This window comes from Synechococcus sp. N19 (genome assembly GCF_900474045.1).
GTDB lineage: Bacteria > Cyanobacteriota > Cyanobacteriia > PCC-6307 > Cyanobiaceae > Parasynechococcus.
On record NZ_UCNR01000007.1, the window covers coordinates 1 to 19,706 of the forward strand.

At 62.7% G+C, this 19,706-nt stretch carries 22 protein-coding genes; 16 read left to right on the forward strand and 6 right to left on the reverse strand.

What is annotated here, in order from left to right:
• Positions 1-59 precede the first annotated feature (59 nt).
• A complete protein-coding gene (locus DXY02_RS03300) occupies positions 60-692 on the forward strand; it encodes a dienelactone hydrolase family protein (protein WP_371639923.1) in 633 nt (210 codons plus the stop codon).
• Here DXY02_RS03300 and infC read toward each other — a convergent pair.
• Both infC and miaA read right to left on the reverse strand, forming a co-directional pair.
• Entirely contained in the window at positions 689-1,342 is a 654-nt protein-coding gene (infC, locus tag DXY02_RS03305; protein WP_114988028.1) for a translation initiation factor IF-3, read from the reverse strand. The genes DXY02_RS03300 and infC overlap by 4 nt on opposite strands.
• 57 nt (positions 1,343-1,399) lie before the next feature.
• On the reverse strand, positions 1,400-2,299 hold the full coding sequence (miaA, locus tag DXY02_RS03310; protein ID WP_114988029.1) for a tRNA (adenosine(37)-N6)-dimethylallyltransferase MiaA: 900 nt from the start codon (positions 2,297-2,299) through the stop codon (positions 1,400-1,402).
• A gap of 152 nt (positions 2,300-2,451) precedes the next feature.
• On the opposite strand from miaA, the gene gyrB reads away from it, so the two are divergent.
• Genes gyrB through DXY02_RS03335 form a run of 5 tightly spaced genes read left to right on the forward strand, consistent with a single transcriptional unit; the run spans position 2,452 to position 6,620 of the window.
• Entirely contained in the window at positions 2,452-4,419 is a 1,968-nt protein-coding gene (gene gyrB, locus DXY02_RS03315) for a DNA topoisomerase (ATP-hydrolyzing) subunit B (RefSeq protein ID WP_114988030.1), read from the forward strand.
• Positions 4,419-4,754, forward strand: coding sequence for an SH3 domain-containing protein (locus DXY02_RS03320; RefSeq protein ID WP_114988031.1), 336 nt, complete (start codon positions 4,419-4,421; stop codon positions 4,752-4,754). Before gyrB ends, DXY02_RS03320 begins: the two co-directional genes overlap by 1 nt.
• On the forward strand, positions 4,735-5,115 hold the full coding sequence (locus tag DXY02_RS03325) for a CrcB family protein (protein ID WP_114988032.1): 381 nt from the start codon (positions 4,735-4,737) through the stop codon (positions 5,113-5,115). The genes DXY02_RS03320 and DXY02_RS03325 overlap by 20 nt, the downstream gene beginning before the upstream one ends.
• Positions 5,108-5,482, forward strand: coding sequence for a CrcB family protein (locus DXY02_RS03330; RefSeq protein ID WP_114988033.1), 375 nt, complete (start codon positions 5,108-5,110; stop codon positions 5,480-5,482). Before DXY02_RS03325 ends, DXY02_RS03330 begins: the two co-directional genes overlap by 8 nt.
• The gene (locus DXY02_RS03335) at positions 5,436-6,620 is read left to right on the forward strand and encodes a glycosyltransferase (RefSeq protein WP_114988034.1); all 1,185 of its coding nucleotides are present in this window, start codon (positions 5,436-5,438) and stop codon (positions 6,618-6,620) included. The genes DXY02_RS03330 and DXY02_RS03335 overlap by 47 nt, the downstream gene beginning before the upstream one ends.
• On the opposite strand, the gene DXY02_RS03340 is transcribed toward DXY02_RS03335, so the two are convergent.
• Complete coding sequence (locus DXY02_RS03340) at positions 6,621-7,094, reverse strand: glutathione peroxidase (protein WP_114988035.1); 474 nt, start codon at positions 7,092-7,094, stop codon at positions 6,621-6,623.
• 72 nt (positions 7,095-7,166) lie between these two features.
• Here DXY02_RS03340 and mgtE point away from each other — a divergent pair, with 72 nt between their 5' ends.
• Positions 7,167-8,627 carry a magnesium transporter gene (gene mgtE / locus DXY02_RS03345; RefSeq protein ID WP_114988036.1) on the forward strand — a complete coding sequence of 487 codons (1,461 nt, stop codon included), beginning with the start codon at positions 7,167-7,169 and terminating at the stop codon, positions 8,625-8,627.
• Between the two features lie 54 nt (positions 8,628-8,681).
• Positions 8,682-9,689 (forward strand): RpoD/SigA family RNA polymerase sigma factor, encoded by a 1,008-nt coding sequence (locus tag DXY02_RS03350; protein WP_114988037.1) that lies wholly within the window; start codon positions 8,682-8,684, stop codon positions 9,687-9,689.
• On the opposite strand, the gene DXY02_RS03355 is transcribed toward DXY02_RS03350, so the two are convergent.
• Positions 9,674-10,537, reverse strand: a complete 864-nt coding sequence (locus tag DXY02_RS03355; RefSeq protein ID WP_244276139.1) for an alpha/beta fold hydrolase — start codon at positions 10,535-10,537, stop codon at positions 9,674-9,676. The two genes, DXY02_RS03350 and DXY02_RS03355, sit on opposite strands and share 16 nt — an antisense overlap.
• A gap of 150 nt (positions 10,538-10,687) precedes the next feature.
• Between DXY02_RS03355 and mutT the strand changes: the two genes are divergently transcribed.
• Both mutT and DXY02_RS03365 read left to right on the forward strand, forming a co-directional pair.
• Positions 10,688-11,815, forward strand: coding sequence for an 8-oxo-dGTP diphosphatase MutT (mutT, locus tag DXY02_RS03360; RefSeq protein WP_114988166.1), 1,128 nt, complete (start codon positions 10,688-10,690; stop codon positions 11,813-11,815).
• 21 nt (positions 11,816-11,836) lie between these two features.
• A complete protein-coding gene (locus DXY02_RS03365) occupies positions 11,837-12,793 on the forward strand; it encodes a carbohydrate kinase (RefSeq protein ID WP_114988038.1) in 957 nt (318 codons plus the stop codon).
• Here DXY02_RS03365 and tsaE read toward each other — a convergent pair.
• Positions 12,760-13,275 (reverse strand): tRNA (adenosine(37)-N6)-threonylcarbamoyltransferase complex ATPase subunit type 1 TsaE, encoded by a 516-nt coding sequence (gene tsaE / locus DXY02_RS03370; RefSeq protein ID WP_170951469.1) that lies wholly within the window; start codon positions 13,273-13,275, stop codon positions 12,760-12,762. The two genes, DXY02_RS03365 and tsaE, sit on opposite strands and share 34 nt — an antisense overlap.
• 7 nt (positions 13,276-13,282) lie before the next feature.
• On the opposite strand from tsaE, the gene ahcY reads away from it, so the two are divergent.
• A complete protein-coding gene (gene ahcY, locus DXY02_RS03375; protein ID WP_114988039.1) occupies positions 13,283-14,713 on the forward strand; it encodes an adenosylhomocysteinase in 1,431 nt (476 codons plus the stop codon).
• 71 nt (positions 14,714-14,784) lie between these two features.
• The gene (locus tag DXY02_RS03380) at positions 14,785-15,444 is read left to right on the forward strand and encodes a DedA family protein (RefSeq protein ID WP_114988040.1); all 660 of its coding nucleotides are present in this window, start codon (positions 14,785-14,787) and stop codon (positions 15,442-15,444) included.
• Positions 15,445-15,477: 33 nt separating this feature from the next.
• Here the strand turns inward: DXY02_RS03380 and DXY02_RS03385 are convergent, their stop codons facing one another.
• Complete coding sequence (locus DXY02_RS03385; RefSeq protein WP_114988041.1) at positions 15,478-15,855, reverse strand: single-stranded DNA-binding protein; 378 nt, start codon at positions 15,853-15,855, stop codon at positions 15,478-15,480.
• Between the two features lie 142 nt (positions 15,856-15,997).
• Between DXY02_RS03385 and DXY02_RS03390 the strand changes: the two genes are divergently transcribed.
• The 4 genes from DXY02_RS03390 to DXY02_RS03405 are packed head-to-tail and all read left to right on the forward strand — an operon-like array spanning position 15,998 to position 19,629.
• Complete coding sequence (locus DXY02_RS03390) at positions 15,998-17,050, forward strand: rod shape-determining protein (protein ID WP_025362008.1); 1,053 nt, start codon at positions 15,998-16,000, stop codon at positions 17,048-17,050.
• Positions 17,051-17,054: 4 nt separating this feature from the next.
• Positions 17,055-17,801, forward strand: a complete 747-nt coding sequence (gene mreC / locus DXY02_RS03395) for a rod shape-determining protein MreC (RefSeq protein ID WP_114988042.1) — start codon at positions 17,055-17,057, stop codon at positions 17,799-17,801.
• 14 nt (positions 17,802-17,815) lie between these two features.
• A complete protein-coding gene (locus DXY02_RS03400; protein ID WP_114988043.1) occupies positions 17,816-18,325 on the forward strand; it encodes a rod shape-determining protein MreD in 510 nt (169 codons plus the stop codon).
• Complete coding sequence (locus DXY02_RS03405) at positions 18,322-19,629, forward strand: ABC transporter substrate-binding protein (protein WP_114988044.1); 1,308 nt, start codon at positions 18,322-18,324, stop codon at positions 19,627-19,629. Before DXY02_RS03400 ends, DXY02_RS03405 begins: the two co-directional genes overlap by 4 nt.
• Positions 19,630-19,706: the final 77 nt, after the last annotated feature.

A 19,706-nucleotide genomic window follows, 5' to 3' on the forward strand; every position in this document is an offset into this window, starting at 1 on the left:
CGCCGCCGCAGGCCAATGCGAACGATATTGACTCGAAATCGTTAGCAAATCGTGTTTATATCGTGCTGCCTGAGGTGTTCGGTGTGAATGCCTGGGTCCGCAGCGTGGCGGATCGCCTGGCCGCTCACGGCCATCCGGCCCTGGCGCTGCCCTTGTTTTCCCGCACGGCGCCTGATTTGGAGTTGGCCTATGAGCCGTCCGATCTGGCCCAAGGCCGGCGCCACAAGGACGCCACCACCGCAGATCAAATCCTCGGCGATGTCTCCGCAGCAATTAGTTGGCTGCGGGCGCGATATCCCCAAGCTGCCATCCATGTGGTGGGCTTCTGCTTCGGGGGGCATGCCGCCTTTCTGGCGGCCACGTTGCCCGGGGTTGCCCAGGTCTTTGATTTTTACGGTGCCGGTGTCAGCCGGATGCGCCCCGGTGGTGGTGAACCCTCTCTCAGTCTTCTGCCCGAGGTCCAGGCGCGGCTCACCTGTGTGTTCGGCACAGCTGACCACTTGATCCCCGCCGAGGATCGTGAGGCGATTGGTGATGCCATACGCAGAGCTGATCCCGCCGGCCAGCGCCTGCGTTGCGTGGAGTGTGCCGGCGTCGATCATGGCTTCATGTGCGAAGCCCGCAGCAGCTTCGATCCCCAGGCTTCAGCCCAGGGATGGCGCCTACTACTTGGTGACGAGCTTTTGGTTTAGCCCTGGGGGCTGGTTACCTTGGCAGCAGTGGGTTTTGGCGGTGCCGGGATGGTGCGCACGGCCTTGTTGGCGGCCTGCTCCTTTTCCTCCTTCTTCACCAGCGGCGTCTTGCGGGGGGTGAGGAACATGATCATGTTGCGTCCCTCCCGCTTGGGCGCCTGCTGGATCTCGGCCTTTTCCTCCAGATCCTTTGCCATCCGCCGCAGCAGGGTTTCGGCCAGCGCTGTGTGCTGGATCTCACGGCCGCGGAAGATCACGGTGCACTTCACTTTGTCGCCGGCCTTGAGGAAGCGCTGGGCCTGACCAATCCGCACGTCGTAGTCGTGCTGATCGATCTTGTAGCGCATCTTGACCTCCTTAACTTCGGTCTGGTGCGACTTCTTCTTGGCCTCCTTGGCTTTCTTTTCTTGCTCGAACTTGAACTTGCCGTAGTCCATGATCCGGCAGACCGGGGGGTCAGCCTTCTCGCTCACCAGCACAAGATCCAGTTCCCGGTCGCGGGCCACATCCAGGGCTTCTTCGCGGCTGATCACGCCCAGCTGAGCGCCGTCTGAGTCGACCACCCGCAACTGGGGGTAGTTGATCCGATCGTTGATGTTGGGCAGCTCCCGAACCGGGGCACGACGGTCAAAACGGGGACGTGGGGGCATTCAGGCGGTGACGGGGACAGGTACAGACAACTTCGCTTAATACAACGTCTGCATCCTTCACCTTAGATGTTGCTCGATCAGAGTCATGGCATCCGTCAGCGTTGCCTGGTCGGCCATCCAGTGGGGGTTGTGCTGACGCCGGAACCAGGTGCGTTGGCGTTTGGCGAACTGGCGTGTGCGTTGGCAGGTGATCCTCACGGCATTTGCAGTGCTCAGGCTGCCGCCGATCACTTGCAGCGCTTCGCCGTAGCCGATGGTCTGCAGCAGCGGTAGATCAGCGCCGTAGCGCTCGCTCAGGCGCCGGGTCTCCTCCACCAGCCCATCGCGGTAAAGCTGCTCGGTGCGTTGCTGGATGCGCTGGCGCAGGTTGGCGGGGTTGAGGCCCAGTTCCAGAACCCGCCAGGGCGGAGGAGTGGCCGTGGCTTGGCGGCTCATCGGTTGCCCGGAGGCATAAAGCACTTCCAGGGCGCGTTGAGTGCGTACCGCATCAGCGGGGGCGATTTTGGAGGCGGCCGTTGGGTCGGCGGCCTGCAGCAGGGAGTGGCAAATGCTCTGGCCCAGGGCCGTCAGCTGCTGGCGAAGCTGCGGCTGGGGTGCCACGGCCGGAGGCCGAAGGCCACTGGTGAGGGCCTTGAGATACAGGCCGCTGCCGCCCACCAGCAACGCCACACCCCGCTGCTCCAGAGCGGTGTCGATGCAAGGGGTTGCGATCGCCTGAAATTCCTGGAGGGTGATCGGCTGATCGGGCGTGCGCAGGTCCAGCAGATGGTGCGGCACCCGTGCCTGTTGCTCCGCCGTGGGCTTGGCGGTTCCGATGTCCATCTCCTGATAGAGCTGGCGGGAATCCACGTTGATCACGGACAGATCCAGCCGTTCGGCGATGTCCAGCGCCAGGGCGGTTTTGCCACTGGCGGTGGGCCCGAGCAGGGTGATCACCAGGGGGTGGGAGCTGTTCAAAAGGGTGAGGGGGTGCAGCCCGGCGTGGAATGGGCGCTGAGAGGCCTCTGCAAGCCTCTATAGACAGCCGGTGGTAGATTGACATTGTCAGGTCGAGGTTTAGAGCCGTTGCGCCCGCCCATGACCCGGTTTCCTGGCTTGAGACTTTCTGAATGAGCGACGCTTCCAAGGTCCAGAACGCCTACGGCGCCGAGCAGATTCAGGTGCTGGAGGGGCTTGAGCCCGTACGCAAGCGCCCGGGCATGTACATCGGCTCCACCGGGCCGCGAGGCCTGCACCATCTGGTGTACGAAGTTGTTGATAACTCGGTTGATGAAGCCCTGGCAGGCCATTGCGACCGCATTGTTGTGGTGCTGGGGGAAGACGGTTCCGCCTCGGTGAGTGATAACGGCCGCGGTATTCCCACCGATGTGCACCCGCGCACCGGCAAGAGCGCCCTGGAGACGGTGCTCACCGTGTTGCATGCCGGCGGCAAGTTTGGCGCTGGTGGTTACAAGGTGTCCGGCGGTCTGCACGGGGTTGGCGTCTCGGTGGTGAACGCCCTGAGCGAATGGGTGCAGGTGACGGTGCGCCGTCAGGGCCAGGTGCATCGCCAGCGTTTTGAGAGAGGCGCGGCCATCGGGGCGCTGGCGTCGGAGTCGCAGCCCGCAGAGGAGTCCGGTGAGACCGGCACCACCGTCTGCTTCAAGCCTGATCTTGAAATCTTCACCGGTGGCATCGTCTTCGACTACGCCACCCTCTCGGCCCGTTTGAGGGAGCTGGCCTACCTCAACGGTGGTGTTCGGATCGTGTTCCGCGATGAGCGGGAGTCGGCCCGCGATGAGGAGGGGAACCCCCATGAGGAGACCTACTTCTACGAAGGCGGCATCAAGGAATACGTCGCCTACATGAACAAGGAGAAGGACGCCCTTCATCCCGAAATCATCTATGTGAATTCTGAGAAAGACGGTGTTCAGGTGGAGGCCGCTCTCCAGTGGTGCTCCGATGCCTATTCCGACAGCATTCTTGGCTTCGCCAACAACATCCGTACCGTGGATGGTGGTACGCACATCGAAGGTTTGAAGACGGTGCTCACCCGCACCCTTAATGCCTTCGCCAAGAAGCTGGGAAAACGCAAGGAATCCGATTCCAATCTGGCTGGTGAGAACATCCGTGAAGGACTGACAGCAGTGCTCTCGGTGAAGGTTCCGGAGCCTGAATTTGAAGGTCAGACCAAGACCAAACTCGGCAACACCGAGGTGCGGGGCATTGTCGACAACCTGGTGGGTGAATCCCTCAGCCAATTTCTTGAGTTCAACCCCTCGGTGATCGGCCTGATCCTGGAGAAGGCGATCCAAGCTTTCAATGCCGCAGAAGCCGCCCGTCGGGCCCGCGAGCTTGTGCGGCGCAAGAGCGTTCTGGAAAGCTCAACCCTTCCCGGAAAACTGGCTGACTGCAGCTCCCGCGACCCCGGCGAATCCGAGATCTACATCGTGGAGGGTGACTCCGCTGGCGGTTCCGCCAAGCAGGGGCGCGATCGTCGCTTTCAGGCAATCTTGCCGCTCCGGGGCAAGATACTCAACATCGAGAAAACAGACGACGCCAAGATCTACAAAAACACGGAGATTCAGGCGTTGATCACCGCCTTAGGTCTGGGGATCAAGGGTGAGGACTTCGACGTGAAGAACCTCCGTTACCACCGGGTCGTGATCATGACCGATGCCGATGTTGACGGCGCCCACATTCGCACCCTGCTGCTCACCTTCTTCTACCGCTATCAGAAGGAGCTGGTGGAGGGCGGTTACATCTACATCGCCTGCCCTCCGCTCTACAAAGTTGAGCGCGGCAAGAACCACACTTACTGCTACAACGAAGGTGATCTGCAGAAGACCCTGGAGGGCTTCGGCGAAAAGGCCAATTACACGATTCAGCGCTTCAAGGGCCTTGGCGAAATGATGCCCAAACAGCTCTGGGAAACCACGATGGATCCCACCACCCGCACGATGAAGCGGGTGGAGATCGAAGATGCTCTTGAGGCTGATCGCATCTTCACGATCCTCATGGGCGATAAGGTGGCGCCCCGTAGGGAATTCATCGAGACCCATAGCGCTGAGCTGGATATGGCAACCCTCGACATTTGATGACGGCTGTTCGGTCAGGGATTGTTTCGACAAGCAGTGTTCTGCGATGGAGTTGGCTGCTGGGGGTGGCGTTGATGGCTCCAGCTGACCTGCCGGCCGGTGGTTCCGACCGGCGTCAACCGCAGCCCCGGCGTCGCGCAGCCTCCGGGCCCTTGCACATCAGTTCCGATCAACCTTTGCGGCTCAGTCCGCTGGCCGTCGCCCCACGGTTGAGCACCCTCAAGGCGGGATCCTCCCTGCGGCTGCTGCGGCGTTGGTCCACCGCTGATGGCCAGGACTGGCTACATGTGCAAACCCTTTCCGGAGAGCAACACCGTGGCTGGCTCCGCGTCTGAGGCGGTTTTGGTGGGTCTGGGGGCGATCCCTGGAGCCTGGCTGCGCTTGAAGGTGGTGAACCATTTCGAACCCATGGTGCCCAAGAAGCACTGGGGCACATTCCTGGTGAATGTGCTGGCCTGTTTTGCCCTGGGCCTGGTGCTGGCGCTCAATGAAACTTGTTCCGCCAGCACGGGCATCGTGTTGCTGATGGGGGTGGGCTTTTTCGGCAGCCTCAGCACCTTTTCCACCTTTGCCGTGGAGCTGTTGAACGAGCTCCGGGCCGGCCAGGCGATAACCGCCTTGGTATTGGCATTGGCCTCCATCGCAGTCGGTCTTCTGGCCTCTGCTTTGGGTTATGGAATAGGAACCCATGCCTGAGACCAAACCCAGCCTGCAACTGGAATTGCAGGAGCTGCTGCTCGTTGGAGCGGGCGCCGTGCCTGGTGCTCTTTTTCGCTGGCAGCTGGCTCTGGATTTGGGGGATCAGAACCTGCTGGTGAATGTGCTGGGGGCCGCCCTGTTGGGCTTGCTGGCCGGGCTCCCCGCCGCTCCGCGCCGACAACTGCTTCTAGGTATTGGTTTCTGCGGCTCGCTCACTACATTCAGTAGTTGGATGCTGGCGGCCATGAAGCACCTGAGTGCTGGTGATTGGGCCGCCGCATTGGGTTTGATCGGGCTGACCCTGGGGCTGGGGCTCGGTGCTGCAGGGCTCGGGTTCTGGTGCGGGCGCCGCCTCGGCCACTGAACCGTTCTGGATGTTCTTTTACGTCGATCACACGACGCGCTTTGCCCACAACACCGGGATTCAGCGCTGTGTGCGACTGACGGCTCGGGCCTTGCTCGAGCTGGGCATTCCGCTACGGCCGGTCTGCTGGCGGCCTGGTCAGGGCTTTGTGCTGGCGACCCCAGCTCAACTCCGACATCTGGAACGTTGGAACGGGCCGCCTGTGAATGCATGGACCCTTGATCTCGACACGGCCATCGAGCCGGCTTGGCTCCTTGTGGTCGAACTCGTTCGAAGCCGTGTCGGGCCGTCCGTTGATGAGTTAACCCGTGCCGCGAGGACGCTTGGGCTCAAGGTGGCGTGGGTGTTTCACGACGCGATCCCCATTCGTTTGGCCCATCTGTATGGGGGGCAGAACTCAATCGCAGCGCGATCCCATGCGGATTACATGCGTGGTCTGGCACGTGCTGATCGGGTTCTGGCCAATTCCCTCACCACGGCGGACCATCTCCGCAGTTTCCTTAAGCAGGAGCAGCTGCCCTACGCCCACGTTCAGGGGCTTCCCTTGGCGCAAGCCTGTCCAGGGACTCAGCGGGTCCGCCACATGGACTTCCATCAACTGGAGCAGCCTCTGCGGCTTCTTTGCGTTGGATCGTTGGAAGCGCGCAAAAACCATCGCACACTGCTGAAGGCCTTGGCCTGGCTGCTGGCGTTTGAGGAAAAGGCAGTGGATTTGCGAATTGTTGGATGGGCCAACGACCCTGCAACTGCAGCGTTGGTCGAGCGTGCGATCTCTCTGGGGTTGCCTGTCGGCTGGATCCGTGATGCCGACGATGACCGCCTCAATCAGCTGTATGCCTGGGCGCAGTTCACGGTTTACCCCTCGATCGATGAGGGGTTCGGTCTGCCCGTCGCCGAAAGCCTCTGGCATGGCCGTGGCTGCCTGTGCAGCGGTAATGGTGCCCTCGGAGAACTGGCTGCAGAGGGTGGATGTTTGACGGTGGACACCCGCAGCTGGCGATCGTTGGCGGCGGCCATGGCTTCCCTGCTGGCCTTTCCTAATCGCGTGGTCGATCTCAACAAAGCTGCTCAGCAGCGACCGCTTCGAACCTGGTCGGATTACGGCCAGCAGTTGCTGGCCGCATTGGAGCTGCGCTGATCAAGCCGCCAGAGCCGCCTCAATCGCCGACTTGAGGTCTTCAGGGGTGACGCCGCTCTTGAAGCGGGCGATCACGGTGCCGTCCTTGCCCACCAAGAACTTCTCGAAGTTCCACTCCACATCGCCGGAGGGTTCCATTTGATTGAGAGTGGTGTAAGGCTCCGTGGTGCTGCCCTTCGCGTGCACCTTGTCGAACAGTTCGAAGTCGGCGCCGTAGGTGGTGGAGCAGAAGCTTTTGATTTCGTCCAGGGTGCCGGGCTCCTGGGCGCCGAAATCGTTGCAGGGGAAACCCAGCACCGCCAGCCCCTTGGCGGCGTAGGCCTCGTTCAGGGCCTGCAGACCGGCGTACTGCTTGGTGAAGCCACAGCGGCTGGCCACGTTCACGATCAGCAGCACCTTGCCGGCGTAATCGCTCAGGGATTTGCTGCTGCCGTCAGGGGTGGTGACGGAGACGGCACTGACGCTGATCGCCATGGTGAAACAAGGATGGAGCGCAGAGGTTAACCGGCTGTAACGGCCATACACTGGGCTCCCGGCCGGAGGGGCATGACGGAGGCATCGGGGCTGAGCAGCGGCAGCGTGACGGTGGAACACCACCTGCTGGCGGAGGTTGTCACCCAGCAGCTGGAAGGGATGCTTGTTGTGGGCAACTACGACGCGGTGAAGCTGCTGCTCGAGCCGGTGCAGCCGGTGGACATCGCTGAAGCGATCAGCAACCTCCCTGCCAACCTGCAGGCCATTGCCTTTCGTTTGCTCAGCAAGGACGAAGCCATTAGCGTTTATGAATATCTCGACACGGCGACCCAACAGAGCCTGCTGAGCCTGCTGCGCTCCGGTGAGATGCGGGAGGTGATGGAGGAGATGTCGCCGGATGACCGGGCCCGGTTGTTCGAGGAGCTGCCCGCCAAGGTGGTGCGCAAGCTGCTGAGCGAGCTCAGCCCTGATGAGCGTCAGGTAACGGCACGTTTGTTGGGGTACCGCTCTGAAACGGCCGGTCGTTTGATGACGACCGAGTACATCGCCTTCAAGGAAAACCAGACGGCGGCAGTGGCGCTGGAGATCGTGCGGCGGCGTGCTCGCGACACCGAGACGATTTATTCCCTCTACGTGACGGACGCCGAGCGACGCCTTACTGGCATTCTCTCGCTCCGGGATCTGGTCACAGCAGATCCCCAGGCCCGCATCGGCGATGTGATGACCGAGGAGGTGCTCAGCGTCAGCACCGACACCGACCAAGAAAAGGTGGCGCGCACGATTCAGCGCTACGACTTCCTCGCCGTTCCCGTGGTCGATCTGGAACAGCGTCTCGTCGGCATCGTCACCGTGGATGACGTGATCGATGTGATCGAGCAGGAGGCTACCCGTGATCTCTACGCCGCCGGCGCGGTGCAGGCCGGCGATGACGACGATTACTTCAGCAGCAATCTGTTCACCGTTGCTCGCCGCCGTGTGGTGTGGCTGGCGGTGCTGGTGCTGGCCAGCTTTTTCACCTCAGAGGTGATCGCCGCCAATGAAGACGTGCTGCAGCAGGTGGTGTTGTTGGCGGCGTTCATTCCCTTGCTCGGTGGCACCGGCGGCAACGTAGGGGCCCAGAGCTCCACGGTGGTGATCCGTGGTTTGAGCACCCAGAGCATTTCCAGCCTCGGACCTTTGCGGGCGATTGGCCGCGAAGCCATGGCGGGGGCGTTGCTTGGGGTGTTGATGATGCTGTTGGTGGTCCCCTTCGCCTGGTGGCGTGGCGAAAGCGCCCTGGTGGGACTCTCAGTGGGGATGAGCCTGCTGGCGATCACCACCCTGGCGGCAACGGCCGGTGCCGCGTTTCCGCTGCTGTTTGACCGCATGGGTCTGGATCCGGCGTTGATGTCGACGCCCTTCATCACCACCTGCACGGATGTGGCGGGCACGCTGATCTACCTGAAGACGGCGGGGTGGCTGCTTGTGCATCTGCCGCAGCTGGTGCAAGCCACAGGTATTTCTACCCATTTCTTTGCCTTCGGCGTTTTCTGAGAGCCTGTTTACGTTTCTTAGGAGTACGCTTCACATAACTCAAAGAAGCACTCCATGGCTCCGGCTGCGACCGCTGCTTCCAAGCCCAAAACTGCTGCAAAGTCGGCAAAGACCGTTACGGCAGACGTTGATCTGGTTCGCTCCTATCTGCGTGATATCGGCCGTGTTCCGCTGCTGACCCATGAGCAGGAGATCACCCTGGGCCGACAGGTTCAGGAGTTGATGGATCTGGAATCGCTCGAGTCGGAGCTGGAGAGCAAGGCGGGTGAAAAGCCCAGCCGTGATCAGCTGGCCAAGGCTTCAGGGCTTTCGTCCATGCAGCTCAAGCGCAAGCTGCAGCACGGACGTCGCGCCAAGGAGCGCATGGTGGCGGCCAACCTGCGGCTGGTGGTGAGCGTGGCCAAGAAGTACACCAAGCGGAACATGGAGCTCCTGGACCTGATCCAGGAAGGCACCATCGGCCTGGTGCGTGGTGTGGAGAAATTTGACCCCACTCGCGGTTACAAGTTTTCTACCTACGCCTATTGGTGGATTCGCCAGGGCATCACTCGGGCCATTGCGGAGAAGAGCCGCACGATTCGGCTGCCGATCCACATCACCGAGATGCTGAACAAGCTCAAAAAGGGTCAGCGGGAGCTGAGTCAGGAGCTGGGCCGCACCCCCACCGTCACCGAGCTGGCCGAGTTCGTTGAGCTACCCGAGGACGACGTCAAGGATTTGATGTGTCGCGCACGCCAGCCGGTCAGCCTCGAAATGAAGGTTGGCGATGGTGATGACACCGAACTGCTGGAGTTGCTCTCCGGCGATGGTGACCTTCCCAGCGATCAGGTGGAAGAGGATTGCCTCAAAGGTGATCTGCGCAGCCTTCTGGGGCAGTTGCCACATCTGCAGGAGCAGGTGTTGCGCATGCGTTACGGCATGGATGGCGAGGATCCCATGAGCCTGACGGGCATCGGTCGCATCCTGGGTATGAGTCGCGACCGTGTCCGAAACCTTGAGCGGGATGGTTTGGCCGGTTTGCGCCGGGTGAGTGATCAGGTGGAGGCCTACGTCGCCTGCTGAGTTGCCGTTCTCTTGATCAGCTTTCGTAGCACCGGGTTCACCTGATCCGGTGCTTCGTCGTGGGGACAGTGGCCTGCGTTTTGAACCACTGAGAGGGATTGAACGCAGCTCAGCGTCTGGGCCCAGCGCTCGGCTTCAGCAATCGGCTCCCAGGGATCGTGTTCGCCCCAGATCAGATCCACGGGGGTCGACATCTCCGCCAATAATCGTGGGGCGAGGTAGTCGTCGAACAGGTTGATGAAGCCGCGAAAGGCCTCAGCCGCACCCCTGCGTTGGGTCGGTTGAAACAGCAGATCCACCAGGTCGTCGTCGATGTTGGCGCCACTGGGATAGGCCTGCTTCAACACACTGCGGATCACGCCGGGCCGTGCCGCATTGCGGAACAGCGCGGTGCTGAGCCAGCGCTGCCGCACCATCGTCTTGAGCAACGGTCGGATCCAGGCCATCCAGGCGGGTTGGGTTGCCAGTTGCTTGTCGTCCATCAAGCGCTGGGCGCAGTCGATCAGCACCACGCCCCGGCATCGTTCCTCCAGCAGCTGTGCGGCTCGCAGCGCCACAACCCCGCCGATGGAGTTGCCCACCAACAGCACCGGCCGCTGCACCACTGCATTGCAGAAGTCAGCCACCTGTTGGCCCCAGAGATCAAAGCCGTAATGAACGGCATCCGCTGAATCGGGTTCATCCTTCAGGCGGGCGCGGGGCTGATCGCTGCGGCCGAAACCAAGCAAATCAATGGCGTAGGTGGGCAGCAGTTCGGCCAGGACCGGTTGGTTGAAACGCCAGTGGTTGGTGTTGGCCCCGAAGCCATGGATCAGCAGCATGGCTTGGTCGGCGTTGGCATCGCCCATCAGGCTCCAGCCGATCGATCGTTCGTTCCAACTCCAGAGGTTGTGGCTTGGGATCACGCCTTGGCTTGCTGCGCCCGTGCATCCTGGCGAGAGGAGCACTTGGATGGACGGTCGTTGCTCGGATCCTGTTCTGACACCAATCGCGAACCCATGGACGCGTTGACCGAGGCCGAAGCTGCTGTTCTATCGACAGCCTTGCTGGCCTGGTGGGAGCGGCATGGCCGCGGCGGCATCTCCTGGAAGCAGTTGCCTGGCGGCGCGTGTCCAGCGCCGGACCAGGATCTCGATCCCTACGGCATCTGGATCGCCGAGGTGATGCTGCAGCAGACCCAGTTGGCCGTGGCTCTCCCCTACTGGACGCGTTGGATGGAGGTGTTTCCCTCTGTCGAGAGCCTGGCCGCGGCGTCTCTGGATGAGGTCCGGCTGCAGTGGCAGGGCCTCGGTTATTACTCCAGGGTCCGCCGGCTGCATGAGGCGGCGCAGCTGCTGGTGGACCGATCCTGGCCCCGCACGTTGGAGGGCTGGATGGCCTTGCCGGGCATCGGTCGCACCACCGCCGGCAGCATTCTTTCCAGTGCGTTTAATGCACCGTTGCCGATTCTGGATGGCAACGTCAAACGGGTGCTGGCTCGATTGACGGCCCATCCGCGCCCACCGGCCCGTGACGACGCCTTGTTCTGGTGCTGGAGTGAGGCTCTGCTTGATCCGGTTCGGCCACGGGACACCAACCAGGCCTTGATGGATCTTGGGGCCACGCTTTGCACCCCCCGCCAGCCGGACTGCCATCGCTGCCCCTGGCAATCCCATTGCGCTGCCTACGCTGCCGGCGATCCTTGCCGCTGGCCCGTGACCGAAGCCCCCAAGCCCCTGCCCTTCCAGGTGATCGGTGTGGGGGTTGTGCTCAACGCGGCCGGGGAGGTGTTGATTGACCAGCGCCTGGAGGAAGGCCTGCTGGGAGGCATGTGGGAGTTCCCCGGTGGCAAACAGGAGCAGGCCGAAACGATCGAAACCTGCATCGCCCGCGAGTTGAAGGAGGAGCTGGGCATTGCGGTGACGGTGGGCGCTGAACTGATCACCGTTGATCACGCCTACAGCCACAAGAAGCTGCGCTTCGTGGTGCATCTCTGCGACAGGGTCTCTGGGGAGCCGCAGCCCCTTGCCAGTCAGCAGGTGCGTTGGGTGCGGCCGGAGGACCTGGGGAATTACGCCTTTCCGGCCGCCAATGCTCGGATCATTGAGGCGTTGCTTGGCAGGTTGGAAAGCTCTGCCCACCCTTAGGGAAGGTTCTGATGCGGTCGGATGGCGCTTGGTTCCGTTGTCGTTTGTCTCGGTGAAGCCCTGATTGACCGGCTCGGTCCACCGGGTGGTGATCCGGCGGTGGATCGTCCGGTCGACGACCGTCTGGGAGGAGCGCCAGCGAATGTGGCCTCTGGCCTGGCCCGCCTGGAGACCCCCGTGGCCTTTGCCGGTCGACTGGGGCAGGACGCCATCGGTGAAGCCTTTTCCAGGTTGTTTGCTGAGCGTGGTGTCGACACCTCGCTCCTGCAGCGGGATGCCGAGCGTCCAAGTCGCATCGTGCTGGTGCGCCGTGCGCGGGATGGGGAACGACAGTTTCAGGGCTTTGACGGAGATCAGGGGGCCGGCTTTGCCGACCAGGCGTTGGAGCCGGTTGCCCTACCCCCGGCCCGATGGTTGTTGATTGGCACCCTTCCGTTGGCAGCACCAACGTCGGCTTCGGCTTTGTTGTCGGCCGTGCGCCAGGCCAGCAGCAAAGGCACGGCGATTGCCCTTGATGTGAATTGGCGTCCCACGTTCTGGGATGCCACCGCTGATCCCGCGGCGGGCCCGTCGGCTGCGGCGAAGGCTGCGATTCAACCGCTTCTGGCCCAGGCGGCCCTGATCAAGCTGGCGCGGGAGGAAGCGCTCTGGTTGTTCAACACCGACGATCCCGGTGCGATCCAGCAGGCCTTGCCCCAGCGGCCGGATGTGGTGGTGACCGATGGCGCGGCCCCGGTGCGCTGGCAATTGGCTGACGACTCTGGTCAGCAGGTTGCCTTTCAGCCTCCCAGTGTCGTCGACACCACCGGTGCTGGTGATGCCTTCACGGCTGGGCTGTTGCACAGCTGGGCCGCCGCGCCCCAGGAGCGCATCCGTTTTGCTGCCGCCTGTGGTGCTTTGGTCTGCGGCGGAGCCGGTGGCATTGATCCTCAGCCCACGCAGGCTCAGGTGGAGGCCTTTCTTGGAGAGGTGAGCTGAGCGAGCCGCCCTTCGTCTTGATGGCGAAGCTCCAGGTGCCAGGCCTCGGCCAGATCGAGCCCCAGCCGTTCTGGCCACTCCACGGCCATCAAAGCCCCGGTAGCGCTGGCTTCCTCCTCCTCCTGAAGAAACAGTTCATCGGCGGAGGCAGGTTGCTCCAGGCGATAGAGATCAAGGTGCACCAGCTGTGGTTCCCCCTGGGGGTAGTGCTGGGCCAGGGCAAAAGTGGGGCTGGTAATTGCCTCGCTGATCCCGAGACCCTCGGCCAGGCCTTGCACCAATGATGTTTTGCCGGCGCCAAGGGGCCCGCTCAACAGGAGAATTGCTCCCGTCGGAAGCTCGCGCGCCAGCCATCGGCCCAGGGCCCGGGTCGTCTCAAGGTTCTCAAGAGCCCAGACATGCCCTGTAGAGTACGGGTCTAGCGAGCCCGAAGCCTCGGCGCCTCTGCAGAGATTCAACTCCACGATTGCTTTAGGGAGCATTAGATCCATGGTGGCAGCGCCCACGTCCCCGGCTGAGCTGAAGCTCGGCGTTGATTGCGTCATTGCCGACATCAACCAGGCCGATTTCGGCCGCAAGGAACTCGACATCGCCGAGACCGAAATGCCCGGTCTGATGGCGCTGCGCGAGAAGTACGGCAGCGAGAAGCCTTTGAAAGGAGCCCGCATCGCCGGCTCCCTGCACATGACGATTCAGACCGCGGTTCTGATCGAGACCCTGGTGGAGTTGGGCGCCGAGGTGCGCTGGGCCTCCTGCAACATCTTCTCCACCCAGGATCACGCTGCTGCGGCCATTGCCGCCCAGGGCATCCCCGTGTTCGCCGTCAAAGGCGAGACCCTCGAGGAGTACTGGGACTACACCCACCGCATCCTCGAGTGGGGTGACGGCGGGTCCCCCAACATGATCCTGGACGACGGTGGTGATGCCACTGGTCTGGTGATGCTGGGCAGCAAGGCCGAGCAGGACATCACCGTTCTCGACAACCCCGGCAACGAAGAGGAGACCTTCCTGTTCGCTTCGATCAAGAAGAAGCTGGCTCAGGACCCCAGTTTTTATTCGCGCACCAAGGCTCAGATCCAGGGCGTGACCGAGGAGACCACCACAGGTGTGGCACGTCTGTACAAGATGCAGAAGAGCGGTGAGCTGCCCTTCCCCGCCATCAACGTCAACGACTCGGTCACCAAGAGCAAGTTCGACAACCTCTACGGCTGCCGCGAGTCACTGGTGGACAGCATCAAGCGCGCAACCGATGTGATGGTGGCGGGCAAGCAGGCCCTGGTGATCGGCTACGGCGATGTGGGCAAGGGTTCCGCCCAGTCCCTGCGCGGCCTCGGTGCCACCGTCTGCATTGCGGAAGTGGATCCCATCTGCGCGCTGCAGGCGGCCATGGAGGGCTACCGCGTGGTGCGTCTTGAGGACGTGGTCGAAGATATGGACATCTTCGTCACCGCCACCGGCAACTACCAGGTGATCCGCAACGAGCACCTGGTGAAGATGAAGGACGAGGCCATCGTCTGCAACATCGGCCACTTCGACAACGAGATCGATGTCGCCTCTCTCAAGGAGTACGCGTGGGAGAACATCAAGCCGCAGGTAGATCACATCACCCTGCCCAGCGGCAACAAGATCATCCTGCTGGCGGAAGGCCGCCTGGTGAACCTGGGCTGCGCCACCGGCCACCCCAGCTTTGTGATGAGCAACTCCTTCACCAACCAGGTGCTGGCTCAGATCGAGCTGTTCACCAAGGGCGATGAGTACGCCAAGGAGGTGTACGTGCTGCCCAAGCACCTCGATGAGATGGTGGCTCGCCTGCACCTCGGTCGCATCGGGGCCAAGCTCACCGAGCTCAGCAAAGACCAGGCCGACTACATCAATGTGCCCGTGGAAGGTCCCTACAAGCCCGACCACTACCGCTACTGATCACGATCCAGCGGATCGGAACCTGATCCTTACGGCCCCATGGAAGACTTGCGCGATCAAGCGCAGTCTCCATGGGGCTTTCTGATCTGATCACACAACTGCCGGAGTTGATCGGCCAGGCGGTGGAGGCGAACCAGTGGCTGGGTTACACCGCGATCTTCGCGGCGATGTTTCTTGAGAATCTCTTCCCGCCGATTCCGTCCGAGCTGATCATGCCCCTCGGGGGGTTCTATGTGCAGCAGGGTCAGCTGGATCTGGTGCCCGTTGTGCTGGCGGGTTTGGTGGGCACGGTGCTCGGTGCCCTGCCCTGGTATGGGGTCGGTCGCTTGATCAACGAGGAACGAATCGAAGCCTGGTTGCAACGCCACGGTCGCTGGATTGGCATCAGTGCCGATGAGCTGGCCCGCAGCCGCCGCTGGTTCAGCCGCTACGGCACTGCCTTGGTGTTCTGGGGGCGCTTGGTGCCTGGCATTCGCACGCTGATCTCGGTCCCAGCGGGCATTGAAATGATGCCGATGGCGCCGTTTCTGGTCTGGACCACCGCCGGCAGCCTGATCTGGACGGCCCTGCTCACCGTGGCCGGCATGGTGCTTGGAGAGGGCTATAGCAACGTTGAGCTCTGGATTGACCCTGTTTCCAAGGCTGTCAAGGTGTTGCTGGTGGTGTCGCTGCTGGCGAGTGCGATCTGGTTGGGTCTGCGCATCTGGTGCCGGCGTCAGTCGTCCGACTGAGCACCGGCGCGAGGGTTTCCCTGGGGGAGAGGATCAGAAAGGGATGTCCTCGTCGGAAGCCTGGCCGCCAAAGCTGCCGGCGGCCTCCTGGTTGTCACGTTTGGATCCCAGCAGTTCGAGCCGATCCACACGCACCACGGGCTTGCTGCGCTCTTCGCCGCTGGCACGGTCGGTCCAGCGGTCCAGCTTGAAGCTGCCGATGATGCCGAGCAAGGAGCCCTTCTTCACGTAATCCGCAGCAACCTGGGCCTGCTTGCCCCAGATCTCGAGGTTGAACCAGTCGGGTTCATCGTCGCGGCTGCGACGGTTGACCGCCATGGTGAGGTTGGCCACCATGCTGCCGGACTCGAAGTAACGCACTTCGGGATCGCGGCCGGCACGGCCGACGAGGGTGACGGAATTAACGCCCATAGACAATTCATCTCCTGAATTTGGATTCATGATGCGGCACCGGTTGGGTGACTGCTTTTAAAAAGTTCCACCCACGCCGCTGGGCGTAACAGGCAACCGCTGAGAACGCCCCTATGATCCGGCGGTCTTGGCTGCGGTGTCTGTGTTCTTTCGTCGTTTCCAGCTGTCGCGCGACATCGGCATCGACCTGGGCACCGCCAACACCCTGATCTACGTTTCAGGCCGGGGGATCGTGCTGCAGGAGCCCTCCGTGGTGGCTCTTGATCTCGAACGTGGCACCACCATGGCGGTGGGTGATGAAGCCAAGTTGATGCTTGGCCGCACCCCGGGGAACATCCGGGCCGTCCGCCCGTTGCGCGATGGGGTGATTGCCGATTTTGATGCCGCTGAGCAGATGCTCAAAACCTTCATCACCAAAGGCAATGAGGGGCGCGGCATCATGGCCCCTCGGCTCGTGGTCGGCATTCCCAGTGGCGTGACCGGTGTAGAGCGTCGGGCCGTTCGTGAGGCGGGCATGGCTGGGGCCCGTGAGGTGCATCTGATTGATGAGCCGGTGGCAGCTGCCATCGGCGCGGGCCTTCCGGTCACCGAGCCCGTTGGAACGATGATTGTTGATATCGGCGGCGGCACCACTGAGGTGGCGGTGTTGAGCCTGGGCGGAACGGTGCTGAGTGAATCCGTCCGCGTTGCCGGCGATGAGATCAGCGACTCCATCAGCGTTTACCTGAAAAAGGTGCACAACATGGTGGTGGGTGAGCGCACGGCCGAGGAAATCAAGATCCGCATCGGCTCCGCCTTCCCCGACGACGAGTTCGACCAGCAGTCCATGGATGTGCGGGGTCTGCACCTGCTCTCTGGTTTGCCGCGCACCATCAATCTCAAGGCCGGTGATCTGCGGGAAGCCATCGCCGAACCGCTCAATGTCATTGTCGAAGCGGTGAAGCGAACCCTGGAGCGCACACCACCTGAGCTGGCGGCCGACATCGTGGACCGCGGCATCATGCTTGCTGGTGGTGGTGCGTTGGTGCGGGGCATCAGCGACCTGATCAGCCATGAGACCGGCATCTTTGTGCACATCGCCGAAGACCCCCTGCTCTGTGTGGTGAACGGATGTGGTCAGGTGCTGGAGGACTGGAAACGCCTCCAGCGGGTGGTGGATACCCCGGAATTCGTCCGAACCGCGGCAGGCGTCTGAAGCGATGGCCCCGACGCTCCGTCCCGGCAAGAGCCGCTGGCGTGGATTGGGGCAACTCACCCCTTGGCTGCTGCTTGTGGCCGGGCTGTGGATGGTGCGTCTGAGCAAGGGTGCTGGTTTCACCGATGCTTATGCCCTGCTTAGCCGTCCGTTCTGGCCTGGGTCTGCCCAGCGGGAATGGGTTATGGCTGCAACCGATTTGGACGAGCGGTCTCGCCTGCAGCTGCTGGAAGACGACAACCGTCGCTTGCGCGCTCTGCTGGAGTTGCAGCAACAAGGATCAGCGCAAGGAAAGGTTTCGGCTGCCGTGATCTCCCGCTCGTCGCGAGGGTGGTGGCAGCAATTGCAACTCGGCAAGGGCTCGCTGCAGGGCATCGGTCGCAGCGATGCGGTTCTTGGCCCCGGCGGTTTGGTGGGCCGCATCGACAGTGTTACCCCCGCCACGGCGCGGGTGAAGTTGCTCACTGCCCCGGGCCATGAGATCGGCGTCTGGCTGCCCCGCAGCCGCCGCCATGGATTGTTGGTGGGCCATGGCAGCAGCCGGCTGTCGCTTCGCTTCATCGACAAGGACCCTGACGTGCGTCCGGGGGATCTGGTGGCCACGTCTCCGGCCAGCACCCTGTTGCCCCCCAACGTGCCGGTGGGGGTGATCCAGTCGGTGGATGAACAGGCTGTTCCTGCACCTGTTGCGGTGGTGCAGTTGATCGCAGCACCGGAGGCGATCGACTGGGTGCAAGTGCAGACCCGTTGAGATGAACCACTGACATGACGCGTCTGCACCGACAACCGATCTGTGTGGCCTCAGCTTTGGTGGTGCCCTTTCTGGCCTTGGCGTCGCCGCCTTGGTTGGCCATCGATGGGGTTGGTCCCGCCTGGGATGTGCTCTGGCTCTTGCCTTGGGCTCTCGTGGATGGTCCGGTGTCGGGGGCATTATCGGGTGTGGCGTTGGGGCTGGTGCTGGATGGTCTCAATCTGGACGGTGTCAGTCAGGCGCCGGCGCTGCTGCTGCTGGGCTGGTGGTGGGGACGGCTGGGGCGGCGTGCAGCCCCGATCCAACGCAGCCTGAATCTGGGTTTGTTGGCCTGGCTCGGGTCCGTGGGTCATGGTTTGTCGTTGATCCTTCAGCTCTGGTGGCGCCAAGGAGGAGTGTTGGATCCCCTCACCCAGAGCTGGGGCCTGCAGACCCTCTGGTGCCAGGCCCTGGTGACGGGTTTGCTGGCGCCAGTGTTGGTGTCGTTGCAGTTGCTGCTCTGGCGCAGGAGGGTTCCATCATGAGGCTGACGCGTCGGGATTTGCTGCTGGGGACAGCGGCGATGGGGCTGGCGGCTTGCGGCCCGAGGAGCCCACAGGCCAGGGCTCTGGAGTTGTGGACCCTGCAATTGGCTCCCAAATTCAACCCCTATTTCGCCGATGTTCTGGGGGCCTGGGGCGGCCTCCATCCCGATGCGCCCGTGCGTTGGACGGATCTGCCCTGGGGGTCCGTGGAACGCAAGTTGCTGGCGGCGGTGTTTGCGCGCACGGCCCCGGATGTGGTGAACCTCAATCCGCCCTTCGCAGCCAATCTGGCCAGCAAGGGGGGGCTGGCCGACTTGACCCCGCTGCTGCCGGCTGCTGCCGCTGGCCGTTATTTGCCCTCGGTGTGGCAGGCCTGCCGTGATCCGGATGCCGGGCAGATCGCTGTGCCCTGGTACCTCACGGTGCGGCTGAGTCTGGTGAATCGGGCGCTGTTGGATCAAGCCGGCATTGCAGCGCCGCCCAGCCGCTGGGATCAGGTGCCGGCCTTCGCCCGTCGGATCCGCGAGAGCACGGGCCGTTACGGCCTGTTCCTCACCACCGTTCCCGACGACTCGGCTGAGCTTCTGGAAACCCTGGTGCAGATGGGAGTGACCCTGCTGGATTCCCAACGCAGGGCCGCTTTCGACAGTCCTGCGGGGCTCCGGGCCTTTCGTTTCTGGAGTGATCTCTACCGAGAGGGGCTGTTGCCCAGAGAGGTGGTGAGTCAGGGGCAACGCCGGGCGATCGAGTTGTTCCAGAGTGGTGATCTGGCCCTGGCGGCCACGGGCGCAGAATTCCTTCGCAGCATTCAGACCAATGCGCCCGGGGTGGCCGCGGTGACGGAGCCCCATCCCCCGGTGACCGGCACAGATGGCTCAGCCAATGTGGCCTTGATGACGTTGGCGGTGCCGCGTCAGAGCCAGCGCGCCCGAGAGGCCGTGGATCTGGCGCTGTTTCTGACCAATGCCGATCAACAGGTGCGCTTCGCTGCTGAGGCTCGGGTGCTGCCGTCGTCGTTGGAGGCCTTGGCTCGGGTGCGTGAGGGGTTGGAGCAGGAGGAGCCCGCGACCACCGCGGAGCGTCAGATTCACCAGGCCCGTTTGTTGTCGGCCAGCACGTTGCACCGGGCCAGGGTGTTGGTGCCGGCGCTGCCGGGGATCAAGCGCCTGCAGAAAATCATCTACACCCAGATGCAGCGGGCGATGTTGGCCCAGATCAGCCCTGAGCAGGCCATAACAGCTGCGGCGTCGGAATGGAACCGTTACGCCCGTTCGCGCTGGCCTGAGGCCGCCGGCAATTCTTAAAACAATCGGTAAACCGGCTGCGCGCCAGGGTGTTTGCGTCTGTGTCCAGGCCCTGACCAGTAAGGTTGCAGCTCGTT

Bases quoted from the DNA above. Each gene is read 5' to 3' on its own strand.
- DXY02_RS03380 (WP_114988040.1), top strand. From the start codon at position 14,785: ATGGGGCTTTCTGATCTGATCACACAACTGCCGGAGTTGATCGGCCAG.
- DXY02_RS03405 (WP_114988044.1), top strand. From the start codon at position 18,322: ATGAGGCTGACGCGTCGGGATTTGCTGCTGGGGACAGCGGCGATGGGG.
- mreC (WP_114988042.1), top strand. From the start codon at position 17,055: ATGGCCCCGACGCTCCGTCCCGGCAAGAGCCGCTGGCGTGGATTGGGG.
- mgtE (WP_114988036.1), top strand. From the start codon at position 7,167: ATGACGGAGGCATCGGGGCTGAGCAGCGGCAGCGTGACGGTGGAACAC.
- gyrB (WP_114988030.1), top strand. From the start codon at position 2,452: ATGAGCGACGCTTCCAAGGTCCAGAACGCCTACGGCGCCGAGCAGATT.
- DXY02_RS03365 (WP_114988038.1), top strand. From the start codon at position 11,837: ATGGCGCTTGGTTCCGTTGTCGTTTGTCTCGGTGAAGCCCTGATTGAC.
- DXY02_RS03340 (WP_114988035.1), bottom strand. From the start codon at position 7,094: ATGGCGATCAGCGTCAGTGCCGTCTCCGTCACCACCCCTGACGGCAGC.
- DXY02_RS03385 (WP_114988041.1), bottom strand. From the start codon at position 15,855: ATGGGCGTTAATTCCGTCACCCTCGTCGGCCGTGCCGGCCGCGATCCC.
- DXY02_RS03330 (WP_114988033.1), top strand. From the start codon at position 5,108: ATGCCTGAGACCAAACCCAGCCTGCAACTGGAATTGCAGGAGCTGCTG.
- DXY02_RS03320 (WP_114988031.1), top strand. From the start codon at position 4,419: ATGACGGCTGTTCGGTCAGGGATTGTTTCGACAAGCAGTGTTCTGCGA.
- tsaE (WP_170951469.1), bottom strand. From the start codon at position 13,275: ATGCTCCCTAAAGCAATCGTGGAGTTGAATCTCTGCAGAGGCGCCGAG.
- DXY02_RS03400 (WP_114988043.1), top strand. From the start codon at position 17,816: ATGACGCGTCTGCACCGACAACCGATCTGTGTGGCCTCAGCTTTGGTG.
- ahcY (WP_114988039.1), top strand. From the start codon at position 13,283: ATGGTGGCAGCGCCCACGTCCCCGGCTGAGCTGAAGCTCGGCGTTGAT.
- DXY02_RS03350 (WP_114988037.1), top strand. From the start codon at position 8,682: ATGGCTCCGGCTGCGACCGCTGCTTCCAAGCCCAAAACTGCTGCAAAG.
- DXY02_RS03355 (WP_244276139.1), bottom strand. From the start codon at position 10,537: ATGGGCGATGCCAACGCCGACCAAGCCATGCTGCTGATCCATGGCTTC.
- mutT (WP_114988166.1), top strand. From the start codon at position 10,688: ATGGACGCGTTGACCGAGGCCGAAGCTGCTGTTCTATCGACAGCCTTG.
- infC (WP_114988028.1), bottom strand. From the start codon at position 1,342: ATGCCCCCACGTCCCCGTTTTGACCGTCGTGCCCCGGTTCGGGAGCTG.